13 protein-coding genes are annotated in these 12,996 nt (G+C 64.9%); 7 read left to right on the forward strand and 6 right to left on the reverse strand.

Translation table 11 applies throughout. From position 1 onward, the window contains the following. Window positions 1-2 precede the first annotated feature (2 nt). Genes IVB46_RS22605 through IVB46_RS22630 form a run of 6 tightly spaced genes read left to right on the forward strand, consistent with a single transcriptional unit; the run spans window position 3 to window position 5,989 of the window. On the forward strand, window positions 3-884 hold the full coding sequence (locus IVB46_RS22605) for a MoxR family ATPase (protein WP_247308879.1): 882 nt from the start codon (window positions 3-5) through the stop codon (window positions 882-884). Further along, window positions 881-2,002, forward strand: a complete 1,122-nt coding sequence (locus IVB46_RS22610; protein WP_247308877.1) for a VWA domain-containing protein — start codon at window positions 881-883, stop codon at window positions 2,000-2,002. The genes IVB46_RS22605 and IVB46_RS22610 overlap by 4 nt, the downstream gene beginning before the upstream one ends. Next, window positions 1,999-2,883 carry an amidohydrolase family protein gene (locus tag IVB46_RS22615; protein ID WP_247308874.1) on the forward strand — a complete coding sequence of 295 codons (885 nt, stop codon included), beginning with the start codon at window positions 1,999-2,001 and terminating at the stop codon, window positions 2,881-2,883. The genes IVB46_RS22610 and IVB46_RS22615 overlap by 4 nt, the downstream gene beginning before the upstream one ends. Window positions 2,884-2,913: 30 nt before the next feature. Then, window positions 2,914-3,762: an N-acyl homoserine lactonase family protein gene (locus IVB46_RS22620; RefSeq protein ID WP_028147221.1), complete on the forward strand. Its 849-nt coding sequence runs from the start codon at window positions 2,914-2,916 to the stop codon at window positions 3,760-3,762. A gap of 22 nt (window positions 3,763-3,784) precedes the next feature. Further along, the gene (locus IVB46_RS22625; protein WP_247308872.1) at window positions 3,785-5,359 is read left to right on the forward strand and encodes an isochorismatase family protein; all 1,575 of its coding nucleotides are present in this window, start codon (window positions 3,785-3,787) and stop codon (window positions 5,357-5,359) included. 3 nt (window positions 5,360-5,362) lie between these two features. Next, window positions 5,363-5,989 carry an NAD(P)H-dependent oxidoreductase gene (locus IVB46_RS22630; RefSeq protein ID WP_039157148.1) on the forward strand — a complete coding sequence of 209 codons (627 nt, stop codon included), beginning with the start codon at window positions 5,363-5,365 and terminating at the stop codon, window positions 5,987-5,989. A 71-nt stretch (window positions 5,990-6,060) separates the two neighbouring features. On the opposite strand, the gene IVB46_RS22635 is transcribed toward IVB46_RS22630, so the two are convergent. The 6 genes from IVB46_RS22635 to IVB46_RS22660 are packed head-to-tail and all read right to left on the reverse strand — an operon-like array spanning window position 6,061 to window position 11,926. After that, window positions 6,061-7,110: a LacI family DNA-binding transcriptional regulator gene (locus IVB46_RS22635; protein WP_247308871.1), complete on the reverse strand. Its 1,050-nt coding sequence runs from the start codon at window positions 7,108-7,110 to the stop codon at window positions 6,061-6,063. Further along, window positions 7,107-7,751: a ThuA domain-containing protein gene (locus IVB46_RS22640; RefSeq protein WP_014496439.1), complete on the reverse strand. Its 645-nt coding sequence runs from the start codon at window positions 7,749-7,751 to the stop codon at window positions 7,107-7,109. Before IVB46_RS22640 ends, IVB46_RS22635 begins: the two co-directional genes overlap by 4 nt. 10 nt (window positions 7,752-7,761) lie before the next feature. Further along, on the reverse strand, window positions 7,762-8,859 hold the full coding sequence (locus IVB46_RS22645; RefSeq protein ID WP_247343512.1) for a Gfo/Idh/MocA family oxidoreductase: 1,098 nt from the start codon (window positions 8,857-8,859) through the stop codon (window positions 7,762-7,764). Window positions 8,860-8,881: 22 nt separating this feature from the next. After that, entirely contained in the window at window positions 8,882-9,730 is an 849-nt protein-coding gene (locus IVB46_RS22650) for a carbohydrate ABC transporter permease (protein ID WP_247308867.1), read from the reverse strand. Beyond that, window positions 9,723-10,664, reverse strand: coding sequence for a sugar ABC transporter permease (locus IVB46_RS22655; protein ID WP_247308865.1), 942 nt, complete (start codon window positions 10,662-10,664; stop codon window positions 9,723-9,725). Before IVB46_RS22655 ends, IVB46_RS22650 begins: the two co-directional genes overlap by 8 nt. Before the next feature lie 2 nt (window positions 10,665-10,666). Next, window positions 10,667-11,926, reverse strand: a complete 1,260-nt coding sequence (locus IVB46_RS22660; RefSeq protein WP_247308862.1) for an extracellular solute-binding protein — start codon at window positions 11,924-11,926, stop codon at window positions 10,667-10,669. 167 nt (window positions 11,927-12,093) lie between these two features. On the opposite strand from IVB46_RS22660, the gene IVB46_RS22665 reads away from it, so the two are divergent. Further along, a complete protein-coding gene (locus IVB46_RS22665; protein ID WP_247308860.1) occupies window positions 12,094-12,852 on the forward strand; it encodes an SDR family NAD(P)-dependent oxidoreductase in 759 nt (252 codons plus the stop codon). Window positions 12,853-12,996 lie beyond the last annotated feature (144 nt).

Here is a 12,996-nt window from a genome sequence, read left to right on the forward strand (position 1 = left end):
CCATGGCAGTTCGCAGCAACATCGTTGGCATCGACAGCCCCGAGGCGCTGGAGAAGGCGCTTCGGGCAGCCTATTACCTCGCCGATGAAGGGCTCGCGACCGCAGCCTATCTCGGCCTTGCCCTCGGCAAATCGCTCCTGCTCGAAGGCGCCCCCGGCGTCGGCAAGACCGAGGCCGCGAAAGCCATCGCCGCCGTCCTCGGCCGCCGCCTCATCCGCCTGCAATGCTACGAGGGCATCGACGCCTCGGCCGCGCTCTACGAGTGGAACTATCCACGCCAGATGCTAGCGATCCGCCAGGCCGGCGACGAGAGCATCGACATCTATGGCGAAACGTTTCTGATTGAGCGGCCGATGCTGGCGACGCTCCGCGCGCCCGATTCCACCGTGCTGCTGATCGATGAGATCGATCGCGCCGACCAGGAATTTGAGGCGTTCCTGCTCGAATTTCTCTCGGACTTCCAGATTTCGATCCCCGAACGTGGCACGGTGCGCGCTGCCGAACGTCCTGTGGTCGTGCTGACGTCGAATCGGACGCGCGACCTGCACGAAGCCTTGCGCCGCCGCTGTGTCTATCACTGGATCGACTATCCCACTGAAGAGCGGGAGGCGCGTATCGTGATGCTGCGGGCCTCCAGCGTCGCCGAGGCGACTGCGCGGGCCGTCGTCGCGGCCGTCGGCAAATTGCGCCGCGAGCCGCTCAGCAAGGCACCGGGCATTGCAGAGGCCGTCGACTGGGCTGAAGCGGCGACGCTCCTTCACAAGGGCGGTGCGCGCTGGCCCGACGCCTTCAAGCGCTCGATCGGCGTGGCGCTGAAAGACGAGGAAGACCTGCACTTCATCTCGCCGCGGCTCGACGTCATGCTCGCGGAGGCAACCGCATGAGCATCGAGCCGGAGCTTCCGCGCGCCGCCCGCATCTTCGTCTCCTTCGTCGCGCTGCTGCGCGCCAACGGCTTCGCCGTCGCTCCCGAGCAGACCACCTCCTATCTCGCCGCGATCGAGCTGCTCGGGCCGCGCGACCTCAACGACATCAGGCAATCGGCGCTGGCCACGCTCGCCCCGCCACCCGAGCGCCGCACGACCTTCGACCGGCTGTTCGACCTGCACTTCCGTGGCAGCGAAGCCATCGAACATGTCGATGACGGCGAGGACGACGAGACTGTCCGACTCCAGGAAGAGGGCCGCGGCGAACAGGAACCCCTGTTCTCCGACGAAGCCAACGAATCCGGCCTCGCCGCGACGCGCACCGAGGCGCTAGTGGAGCGCCGCTTCGCCCAGCTCTCCGCCACCGACGCGCTCCGCCGCCTGGCGCGCGAGGCCCCCCGGCGCCTGCCGCAGCGGCGCGGCCACCGGCGCATGCGCGCCCGCCGCGGGCCGTTTGCCGACCTGCGCCGAACCCTGCGCGACAGCGTGCGGAGCGACGGCGAGATCCTGCGGCTCGGGCACCTGAAGCGGCGCCAGCGCCGACGAAAACTCCTGCTGCTGATCGACGTCTCCGGCTCGATGAAGACGCGCACCGAGGAGAACATGAAGCTCGCGCATACGCTGGTGCAGGCCGCGCCCAATGTCGAGGTCTTCACCTTCGGCACGCGGCTGACCCGCGTCACCCGCCCGTTGCGTCTCAAGCGTCGCGAGCAAGCGCTGAACGCGGCGGCGCACCTCGTCAGCGACTGGGATGGCGGCACCCGCATCGGCGACGCGCTGCAAGCCTTCCTCGCGGTGCCGCGGTTCGGCGGTTACGCGCGAGGCGCGGCCGTCATCGTCGTGTCGGACGGGCTGGAGCGCGGCGAAGTCGATGCGTTGCGCGACGCGGTCGCAAAGCTGTCGCGGCGCGCCTGGCGCGTGAGCTGGCTGACGCCGCTCGCGACGGGCCCGGACTTCCGCCCGCAGACCGAGGCGCTGGTGGCCATCCAGCGCTTCGTCGATGATCTCGTGGATGGCGGTTCAAGCGCGTCGATTGTCGCGCACATTCTGACGTTGGGACGGAGGAGAGCGGCGTGAGCGACATTGTCGACGGCCATCATCACATCTGGCGGCAGGCCGACCTGCCCTGGCTGACCGGCCCGATGCAGCCGCGCATCTTTGGACCCTACGAGCCGATCCGTCGCGATTATCCGATCCGGGAATATCTCGACGACCTCGAGGGCACCGGCGTCACCCGTTCGGTCTATGTCCAGACCAACTGGGCCAACGACCGTTTCGAGGATGAAGCCGCCTGGGTCCAGCAGACCGCCGACGAGGACGGCTGGCCGCATGCCATCGTCGCCTACGCCGATTTCGCCGTCGACGACGTGCGCCCGCAGCTCGATCGCCTGAAGCGCTATCCGCTCGTGCGCGGCGTGCGCATGCAGCTGCACTGGCACGACAATCCGCTCTATCGCTTCGCGGCCAAGCCCGATCTCTGCGTCGATCCCATGGTCCGCCGCAACATTGCGCACCTGGCCGACTACGGCTGGAGCTTTGACCTCCAGGTCTTCACGCCGCAGATGCCGGACGCGGCGCAACTCGCCGAGTCCTGCCCAAGGGTGACCTTCATCCTCCAGCATGCCGGCATGCTGGAGGACCTCTCGCCGGCGGGCCGGGCCGCCTGGCGCGCCGGGATGGCCCGGCTCGCGGTCTGTCCGAACGTGGTCTCGAAACTCTCCGGGCTCGGCACCTTCATCCATCGCAACGATCCCGCACACATCGCGGCAGTCCTTACCGATACCGTCGCGATTTTCGGCGCGGAGCGCTGCCTGTTCGGCTCCAATTTTCCGATCGAGAAATTATGGACCAGCTATCGGGAGCTCGTCGACGCCTTTCGTGCGGCGGCCGCGAAGCTGACGCCCCAGCAACAGGACGCAATTTTCAGGACGACGGCGACGCGCGTCTACCGGCTTTGACAGACAAGAACAGAACAGGGAGGGAAACGAATGGCGCTGGAGATCAAGATCCTGGACTATGGCGATATCGAGCTGGAATCGAGCTTTCTGGTCCTCGGCCGCGACTGCGGCCGCACACGCCGCGTCCTCACGCTCGGCTTTTTGATCCTCGGCGGCAAATATCCGGTCGTGGTCGATACCGGTTACCGCTCCAACCAGATCATGGAAACGCTTGGGATGCGCGGCCTGCAATACCACGAGCACATGATCGAGAACCAGCTCGCCCGCCACGGAGTGCGCATGGGCGACGTCCGCTTCGTCTGCCACACCCATCTGCACATCGACCACGCCGGCAAAGACGATCTGTTTCCGATGAACACGACCGTCGTCCTCAACCGGAAAGAACTCGAATATTCCGTCTCCGGCTTGATGCATCCGCAATATCCGGCGCCCGACATCAAGCATCTCATCGACCGACTGCACACCAAGAGTGCGCTGCGCTTCCTCGACCTCGAGATCACAGGTCCTATCGAGCTGATGCCCGGCGTCTATTGCGATGCGGCCAATGCACATACCGAGGGATCGATGAACGTCATCGTCGAGACTGCCGACGGGATCGCGACGATCTGCGGCGACGTGATCTACGACTTCAACGACCAGATCGTCACGCCCTTCAACGAGATCCACGACTGGGAGCCGCGGACGACGGGAAACCACGGCACCAGCAAGCGAGCCGAGAAGGCCTCGATCAAGAAGCTGCTCAGCAATTCGCGCTATCTGCTGCCGGTGCACGACAGGCCGGCCAAGATCGAGGGCGGCATGGTTGTTGGACGGCTGCACGACCAGGTCCCCGGCCCGATCGTGCAGTCGCTGCCCGCGCGCAACTGGTTCCCTGCCTGACGTGAGCTGAGGATATCGACCGATGACGCACGTTACCTTGCGCTCCGAATTCGAGACCCTGATCGACCCCTACGCGCCGGTCGCGCAGGTCGGAACGGGCTTTGACTTCACGGAAGGGCCGATCTGGCATCCGGTCGATCATTATCTCCTGTTCTCGGACATGCCGGGCGACGTGCGGCGGCGCTGGGATGCGCGGCGCGGCGTCGCGGAGGTCAAGCGCCCGTCGAACAAGTGCAATGGCATGACCTATGATGCCGAGCTCAATCTGATCGTCTGCGAGCATGCGACCTCGTCGCTGATCCGTGAGCGGCCGGACGGGCGGCGCGAGGTGCTGGCCTCGCACTTCCAGGGACAGGAGCTCAACAGCCCCAACGACGTCTGCGTGCACTCCTCCGGCGCCATCTATTTCTCCGATCCCTGGTATGGCCGCATGCCGGTCTATGGTGTCGAGCGGCCGCGCCAGCTCGGCTTCCAGGGCGTCTATCGCGTCATGCCGGGCGGCGAGCCGAAGCTCGTGGTGGACCGCAATTTGTTCGACCAGCCGAACGGGCTGTGCTTCTCGCCCGACGAGAAACTGCTCTATGTCAACGACACCGTGCAGGCGCTGATCCGCGTATTCGACGTCAACGGCGACGGCTCGTTGTCGAACGCGCGTGTGTTCGCGAGCAGCATCCGGTCCGAGCTGGAGCCGGGCCTGCCCGACGGCATGAAGTGCGACCAGCATGGCAATGTCTGGGTCACCGCGCCCGGCGGCGTCTGGGTCTATTCACCGCGCGGCGAGCTGCTGGGGAAGGTCCGCGTGCCTGAGCTCGTCGCCAACCTTGCCTGGGGTGGCCCGGATTTCCGCACGCTCTATTTGACGTCGACGCATTCGGTCTATGCGATCCCGACCAAGGCCGGGCCGCGCCACGAGCCCTATATGAGCGGCAAACGCGGCAGCGGCGGCGCAAGCGCCGGCCCCGCGGCTGCGGCGCCCATCCTGGCCGACGGCGAGATGCGGCTCGATCCGAGCCGCTGCGCCATGATCATCCAGGATCTTCAGAACGACGTCATCATGGATGGCGGCGCATTCGCCGAGTCAGGCGCACCGGATCATGCGAAGCAACAGCATGTGGTCGAGAACGTCCGGCGCTTGGCGGAGACAGCTCGCGCGCGCGGCGTCGCCATCATCCACGTCTGGTTCGTGGTCGAACCCGGCGCCCCCGGCGTGACGCTGAACGCACCGCTGTTCGAGGGTCTCGTCGACAGCAAGGCGATGGTACGCGGCAGCTGGGGCGCCGCCCCGGTCTCCGGCCTCGAGCCGCGGCCCGGCGATTTCGTCGTCGAGAAGATGCGGATGAGCGCCTGGGAGGGCACCCGGCTGGAGACGATCCTGAAAGCCACCGGCCGCGACATGATCATCAACACCGGCGCATGGACCAACATGTCGGTCGAGCACACCGCGCGCACTGGCGCCGACAAGGGCTATTTCATGATCGTGCCGGAAGACTGCTGCTCGACCATGAATGCCGACTGGCACTCCGCCTCGATCAACTTTGCCATGCAGAACGTCGCCGTCGTCACCCGGGCGGATGCCGTCATCAGAGCGCTGGGATGAGTGGTGGCAAAGCTTTTGCACCTCTCCTGCTCGCCCCGCGCCGACTCCGAGTCGAGCGCCGGCGCGCGCGTCTTTCTTGACGGGTTTCGGCAGGCCCGTCCGGACTGGGATATCGACGTCGTGGATCTCTGGCGCGAGCGGCTGCCGGAATTCGCAGGTCCCATCGTCGAGGCCAAATATGCGCGGATGAAGGCACAGCCCTTCAACGACGCGCAACGGGACAGCTTTGCGGAGGCCGAGCGGATGGCGCTGCGCTTTTCACTGGCCGATCGGGTGCTGATCTCGACGCCAATGTGGAACTTCAGCATTCCCTACAAGCTCAAGCAATGGTTCGATGTCATCGTCCAGCCCGGGCTCACCTTTCGGTTCGATCCCTCCCTGGGATATCTCCCGCTGCTGAAGGACCGGCCGACCACGGTGATCCTCGCCAGTGGCAGTGATTTCGCCACCGGAATGAACCGCGGGCGCATCGACATGGCAACGCCTTACCTGCGGGAAATTTTGCGCTTTATCGGTATCAGCAATGTCCGTTTCGTGCCGATCGGGCCAACCACCGGACCGCAACAACCCATCGAGGCTGCCCGCGAAAGAGCCCATCAGCACCTCGCAGCAATGGCAGCGAACTTCTGAGCACCGTTGAGGCCGCTGCGTCGCTTCGCGACATCTATCGAAGCAAGCTGCGTATCACCTGCGAACGCGAATCACGGCAGATTGTCCCGCAGAAAAATATCGATGCGGATGCGTTCCTGGTCGGGGCTGATGGGCTCACCCGAACAATGCGCGAGCAGAACTCGCGCAGCAGATCGCGCCTCGTGACCGGGATCCTGGTTGATGATGGCATCGAGCGTGCCACGGACCAGGAAACGCCGCGTGTACTGGGTCAGCTCGTGCGTGATCCAGACCACCTCACGCGCGCGGCCCGAGGTCTCCAGCGCATTGGCGATGCCGCGGTTCCCGGCGCCGCAGCAGTAGATGCCGCGGAGATCGGCGTGGCGCGCCAGCAGCGCGGCCGTGAGCTCCCGCGTGCGCTCGCTGTCGTCGCGACCTTCGATCACCGGCAGCGCGAGCAGGTTCGGATACTCGCTGGACAGGATCTGGTGGAAGCCGAACTGCCGCTCGGTGTGATCGCGCAGCGATAACGATCCCGCGATCACGGCAACCTTCCCTTCGCGGCCGGCGAGGAAACGACCCATCAGCGTTGCCGCAGTTCGCCCCGCGGCCGGGTTGTCGATACCGACATAATGCAGCCGCCGCGAGCTCGGCGCGTCCGACACAAGGGTCACCACGGCGACCCCGCGCGCGGCGAGCTCGTCGATCGCGGCGCGCACCCTGGGATGGTCCAGTGCGATGACGGCGACGCCCTGATAGGCCGGCGACAGGTTTTCCAGCGCACCGGCGAGCACATCCGGATCGAACACGTCGACATGGAGGATATCGATGAAGCCGCGGTGGCCGGCGAGCCAGTCCGCGGTGCGTTGGACCTGCTCGGCCAGGTTGGTCATGAAGCTGTTGCTGCCGCTCGGCAGCACGAAGGCGAAGCGGAACGTCTGCCCGCGGGCGAGCCGCGCGGCCGCGACGTCGCCCCGATAGCCGAGTTTTGCCACCGCAGCCTCGACACGTGCGACGGTCTTGGCGCGCACGCCCTCGCGCCGGTTGACGACGCGGTCGACGGTTGCGAGCGAAACGCCCGCCGCACGCGCGACGTCCTCCAGCGTGGCGCGAACCGCCGGCTGCGTCGCACCGGCTGTCATTCGCGCGCGGCCCACAGCATGCCGCGGGTCATCAACGTTCGGATCTCCGGTACGTCGAGCTCATAAGCGCGGTGGCCGAGCGAGGAGTAGAACACCCTGCCCGCGCCGTATCGCTTCTTCCAGACCACAGGCATCACCACGCCGTCGATCCAGGGCGCGTGCTCGCCGGTGAAGGTCGTCGTCGCCAGCACCTCGTTGGCGGGGTCGACATGCATGTAGTACTGCTCGGAACGATGCTCGAAACTCTTCAGCCCCTTCATGATGGGGTCATCCGGCTTCGTCAAGTCGACCTTGTAGTCGATGATGTTGCCGGGATGCGCGACCCACTGCCCGCCGCACAGGAACTGGTAGTCGACGGACTCGCGGAACGCATCGCACATGCCGCCATGATGCCCGGCCAGCCCGACGCCGCCACGCACCGCCGCGCAGAGATTGAGCGCCTCCGCCTTCTCGATCTTCGACATGGTGTAGATCGGGATGATCAGCGACAGATCGTGGATCGCGGGATCGGCGAACGCGGCCGTCGTGGTCTCGACCCGAACCTCGAATCCTTCCGCCTTCAGCCAGCCGCGGATCATCGAGGCGCAGAGATCGGGATCGTGTCCCGGCCAGCCGCCCCATACAATCATTGCCTTGCGCATGGTCATTCCCTCAGTCGATCTGTCCGGTTTCACGTCCGGCCGGCAGCAATGCCGGCCGCTCGATGCAGCTGCCGATCTTGACGCGGCGTCCTTCGTCGGCGGAGGTCTGGAACGCCTCCATCACCTCGAGCACATGGAAAGCGAGCGCGCCGCTGGCGCGATGCGGGCGGTTGTTCAGGATCGCGGAGGCCATGTCGGCGACCCCGATGGAACGAAACTCGCCATCGACGTGACCGTGGGTCAGCGGCACCGGCTCCCATTCCCCGCCAGTCTTCGCGACCTGCACCTCGCCGCCGAACCGGTTCGGGTCCGGCACCAGCATGCTGCCCTTGTCGCCATAGATCTCGATGGGCGCGTGCCGGTGCTTCGGTACGTCGAAGCTCATTGCGATCGAGACGACCGCGCCGCTCTCGAATTCGAGCGTGCCGGCGACATGGGTCGAAACCTCGACCGGGATCAGGGTGCCGTTCATCGGCTGGCTGGTGACCAACCGTTCGGATTTCGGGCGCGCGGTCGAGCCCATCACGCTCGCGACCGGGCCAAGCAGCTGCACGAGATCCGTGATGTAGTACGGCCCCATGTCGAGCATCGGCCCTCCGCCGCGAAGGTAATAGAAGCCCGGCGACGGGTGCCAGCGCTCGTGGCCGGGACAGCCGAAGAAGACGCTGCCCGCGACCGGCGTGCCTATCGCGCCATCGTCGATCAGCTTGCGCGCGGTCTGGTGCCCACCGCCAAGGAACGTATCAGGGGCGCAGCCGACGCGAAGGTCCTTCTGCGCGGCGAGATCCATCACCTTGCGGGCTTCCGCGACGTTGATGCCGAGCGGCTTCTCGGAATGAACGTGCTTGCCGGCATTCAGCACCGCGAGGCTGACGTCGGTGTGGGCGAGCGGCACGGTGAGATTGATGACGATCTCGACATCCTCTCGCTTGAGCAGTTGATCGACCCGCATCGCCGGCAGCCCGAAGGCGGCACCCTGCCGCTCCGCCGCATCGCTGCGCATATCGGCGAGCGCCTTGATTTCCATGACCGGAAAGCGCTGGGCCGCCTTCAGATAGGCGGTGCTGATATTGCCGCAGCCGATGATTCCGATGCCGACTTTTCTCATTGTGATCTCCGTAAGGTATCGTTCATCCCTTGACCGCGCCTGCGGTGAGACCGGCGACGATGTGTTTCTGCGCCAGAAGAAAAAGAATGATGGTGGGCAGGATGGTCAGCGTGATGAAGGCCAGGATCAGGTGCCATTCGGACGAATACTCACCCTGATAAACCATGATGCCGAGCGGCCAGGGATAGAGCGCATCGGTGTTGAGCATCACCAGCGGCAACAGATAGGCGTTCCAGCTGTTGACGAAGGTGATGGTCCCGACGGTCGCCAGGATCGGTCGCGACAACGGCAGCGTCACATAGCGGAAGAATTTGATGTAGCTGCAGCCGTCGACCAGCGCGGCCTCGAGCAGTTCATAGGGAATGTCCTTGAAGAAGCGCCGCAGCAGCAGCACGCTCATCGCGAGGCTGAAGGCCACCTGCGGCAGCGCCACGCCAAAATAGGTATCGAGCAGCCCGAGATCGCGTACCTTGATGAACAGCGGCAGCACCGCGGTCGCGGCCGGAAACAGCAGGCCGAGCGTCAGGTAGCTCAGCAGCATAGATGAGCCGTAGAACCTGACATGGGCGAAGGTGAACGCCGCCATCGAGGCGACGATCAGGGTCAGGGTCACCGTGAGCGTCGAGATGATCAGCGAGTTGCGCAAGAGCTGCCAGTAGCGCGCGGAGAACAGGATGTCGGCATAGTTCTGCCACTCCCAGTGACGCGGCAGGCCGAACGGATTGACGCGTAGTTCGCCGAGCGATTTGAAGCCGCCGAGCAAGGTCGCGAGCAGCGGCACCAGCACGAAGACGGCAACGACGGCGAGGAACACCGCCTTGAACAGCACGGCAGGATCTAACGGCGTACGATTGGTCTCGGTGCTACTCATCACGCATGAACCATCGCTTGTACGTGAAGGCAAAGGTCACGCAGATCGTGAACAGAATGACACCGATGGCGCTGCCATGTCCGACCCGCATGCGGGAGATGCCGTTGTTGTAGAGGAAGCTCACCAGCGTGTTCGAGGAGTCCGCAGGCCCCCCGCGCGTCAGCGGCATGACGAGGTCGAACAGCTGCAGCGAGCCGACGATGGCGAAGAACACCGAGAGGCGAATCGTCGGATAGAGCAAGGGGATGACCACGTGTCGCAGGGCTTGCGAACGCGTCGCGCCGTCGATGCGCGCGGCTTCGATCAGGCTCTTGTCGAGGCCCTGGAGCGCCGCGATGAACAGCATCATGTGGAAACCGAAGTACTTCCAGACGACGACGATCAGCACGGCCAGCATTGCCGTATCTGTCGAGGCCAGCAGATGCGGGGGCTCGGCGCCGAAGGTACGCCAGATCGAGGCGACAAGGCCGTAATCGCCGTCGTAGACGAAGCTGAAGATCAGCCCGGTCGCGATCTCGGCCAGGATATAAGGCATAAAGAACAGCATGCGCAGCGCCACCGCCCCGCGAAAGCGTTCGGCGAGCATCAAGGCCAGCGTGAGCGCAAGCGGCAGCTGGATGGCGAGCGAAACAGCGATGATCAGCCCGTTGTTGCGCAGCGCAAGCCAGAAGGCGCGTGTCTCCAGCACGAAACGGTAGTTGTCGAAGCCGATCCAGTTGGTCGGCCTGCCGAACCCGTTCCAGTTGAAGGCCGAATACCAGGCCGCCTCGCCAATCGGCAGCACCACGAACAGCGTGAACAACAGCAGCGCCGGCGGCAGGAACAGGATCAGGACCGTCAGCCTGCCGTCCCAGCTCGGGCCGCGGTCGGCGACCTGGGGGACCAGCTCACCGGCAACGTCCATCGCCGACACGCTCGCGGCCCGGCGTGCCACCGTCAGTTACCCTGCTTCCACGCCGCCTCGATCGCCTTGGCCGCGTCTTGCGGGCTCATGCTGCCGCCGGCGATCTCCGCGGTGACGTCGTTGACGACGCGGCCAACCGAGGGGCCGAGGCTCTGGTCATAGAAGTTCTGGTGGTAGTTCGACTTCGCCAGATTGGCCGCGATCAGCTTCATGAAGGCGTTGTTGAGACCGGCATCCGCGCCCTGCACCACCGGGATGATGAAGTTGCCCGCAGCAAGCCGCGTCTGCACGTCCCTGGAGACGAAGTATTTCAGGAAATCGACCGCCTCCTTCGGCGAGCCCTTGGTGATCAGCCAGCCGGTGATGCCGCCGAGCGTATCGGTTGGCGCGCCCTTGCCGCTGGCCACGACCGGGAAGTCGAACCAGCAGATCTTGTCTTCGCTCAATCCGACCTTGTCGGCGGCAAGCGCGCGCTGCAAGTGATAGACCGTGCTGATGGCGAGCGTCATCGCCGCCTTGCCATCGCCGAAATAGCCGACCGCCTGCGGATTCTTGAAGCCGAGGAAGCCATTCTGGAACGGCTGGAGATCGACGAGTTGCTTGAACAGCTCGCCGGATTTCCGGAAGGTCTCCCCGGCGAAGCCGCCGTCCTCGCCGCGCAGCGCCGCATCGAACGCCGGCTTGCCGCCGACGCGCACTGCAAGATGCGTCCAATAGAAGTGCAGCGGCCATTTGTCGGCCCCGCCGACCACGATCGGGGTCACGCCGGCGGCCTTCAACGTTTTCACCGCGGCAAGAAGATCGTCCCAGCTCTTGATCCCTGCGGGATCGACCTTCGCCTTCGCCATCAGCTCCTTGTTGCAGAGGAAGCCGACCTGCGACAGCGCGGTCGGAAGACCGTAAACGCGGCCGTTGGCTGTGAAGGCGGCGAGCGCTGCCGGCGTGAGGCTGTCGCTGTAACCCTTCACCTGATCGGTGATGTCGTCGAGGACGCCAGCCTCGATCTGCGTCTTCAGGACGCCGCCGGCCCAGCTGTAGATGATGTTCGGCCGGTCCTTGGATTGCAGGATGGTCGGCAGCTTGGCCTTGTAGGCCTCGTTCTCGAGGAACTGCATCTCGATCTTGGTGCCGGGATGCGACGCCTCATAGGCCCGCGCAACCTCCTCCCAGATTTTCACCTGGGCCGGATTGGCTTCGATGTGCAACCACTTGACCGTCGTGTCGGCCGCGGCGGAGTTGGCCCAAAGCAGGCATGCGGCGGCGGCGAGTCCCAGCTTCCCGAGCAGTCTCATCACATTCCTCCCAACCGGCTCTTATTCTTTGGCTGCAATCCTGCCTTCGATTTTTGAGGTACGCAACTAAAATTCTGATCTATGCACCTCACGTGGGGAATGGCTAAGGTTGGCGGGACAACTGGGCGGCGCCTCGCACCGCCCGCAACGCAACTTGAGAGGTGCCCATGGCCGCCGTTTATTCCGACCTTGCCGGCAAGGTCGTTCTCGTCACCGGTGGCGCATCGGGGATTGGGGCTGCGATCGTGCGGCGCTTCGCGCAGCAGAAATCCAATGTCGTGTTCTTCGACATCAAGGCCGACGAGGGCCAACGCCTCGCACGCGAGCTGTCGGATCAGGGTCTGGCTGCGCATTTCCAGCGCGTCGACCTGACTGACATCGCCGCGTTGCGCGCCGGCGTCGCCGAGGCGCGCAAAGCACACGGCGCGATCAATATCCTCGTCAACAATGCCGCACATGACGAACGGCACAACACCGAGGAGATGACGCCGGAATACTGGGACGACCGCATCGCGGTGAACCTGAAGCACCAGTTCTTCGCCGCGCAAGCCGTGCTGCCGGACATGAAGGCGGCGAATGCCGGCGCCATCATCAATTTCGGCTCGGTGTCGTGGATGGCCGGACAAGGTGGCATGGCCGCGTACACGGCCAGCAAGTCGGGCGTGGTCGGTCTGACGCGCTCCCTCGCGCGCGATTACGGTCCCTACAACATCCGCGTGAACGCGATCGCGCCGGGCTGGATCATGACCGAGCGCCAGCTCGAGAAATGGATGACGCCGGCGGGCGAGATCGAACTGCAGCAGCGACAATGCCTGAAGCGCCGGCTGGTACCGGACGAGGTCGCGAAATTCACCCTCTTCCTCGCGTCCGATGAGGCCTCCGCCTGCACCGCTCAGCACTACGTCGTAGATGGCGGCTGGGTGTGAGACGCTTTGAGGGTCGTGGGCGGGACCAGAGCTCGAACCCGGCCCTCCCCGCTGACTAAGAGTCAGCGGGTCGCTCCGTCCAGTTGTTTGCACAAGCCGGGGTCGCGAAGCCTATTGGAAAAGATGCCAATGGCACTTTCAATC

The organism is Bradyrhizobium sp. 61, from assembly GCF_023073075.1.
Taxonomy (GTDB): Bacteria; Pseudomonadota; Alphaproteobacteria; order Rhizobiales; family Xanthobacteraceae; genus Bradyrhizobium; species Bradyrhizobium barranii.

Excerpts from the sequence above, each read along its gene's own strand:
- IVB46_RS22665 (WP_247308860.1), top strand. The coding sequence starts at position 12,094 with ATGGCCGCCGTTTATTCCGACCTTGCCGGCAAGGTCGTTCTCGTCACC.
- IVB46_RS22610 (WP_247308877.1), top strand. The coding sequence starts at position 881 with ATGAGCATCGAGCCGGAGCTTCCGCGCGCCGCCCGCATCTTCGTCTCC.
- IVB46_RS22620 (WP_028147221.1), top strand. The coding sequence starts at position 2,914 with ATGGCGCTGGAGATCAAGATCCTGGACTATGGCGATATCGAGCTGGAA.
- IVB46_RS22625 (WP_247308872.1), top strand. The coding sequence starts at position 3,785 with ATGACGCACGTTACCTTGCGCTCCGAATTCGAGACCCTGATCGACCCC.
- IVB46_RS22650 (WP_247308867.1), bottom strand. The coding sequence starts at position 9,730 with ATGAGTAGCACCGAGACCAATCGTACGCCGTTAGATCCTGCCGTGCTG.
- IVB46_RS22605 (WP_247308879.1), top strand. The coding sequence starts at position 3 with ATGGCAGTTCGCAGCAACATCGTTGGCATCGACAGCCCCGAGGCGCTG.
- IVB46_RS22635 (WP_247308871.1), bottom strand. The coding sequence starts at position 7,110 with ATGACAGCCGGTGCGACGCAGCCGGCGGTTCGCGCCACGCTGGAGGAC.
- IVB46_RS22640 (WP_014496439.1), bottom strand. The coding sequence starts at position 7,751 with ATGCGCAAGGCAATGATTGTATGGGGCGGCTGGCCGGGACACGATCCC.
- IVB46_RS22660 (WP_247308862.1), bottom strand. The coding sequence starts at position 11,926 with ATGAGACTGCTCGGGAAGCTGGGACTCGCCGCCGCCGCATGCCTGCTT.
- IVB46_RS22645 (WP_247343512.1), bottom strand. The coding sequence starts at position 8,859 with ATGAGAAAAGTCGGCATCGGAATCATCGGCTGCGGCAATATCAGCACC.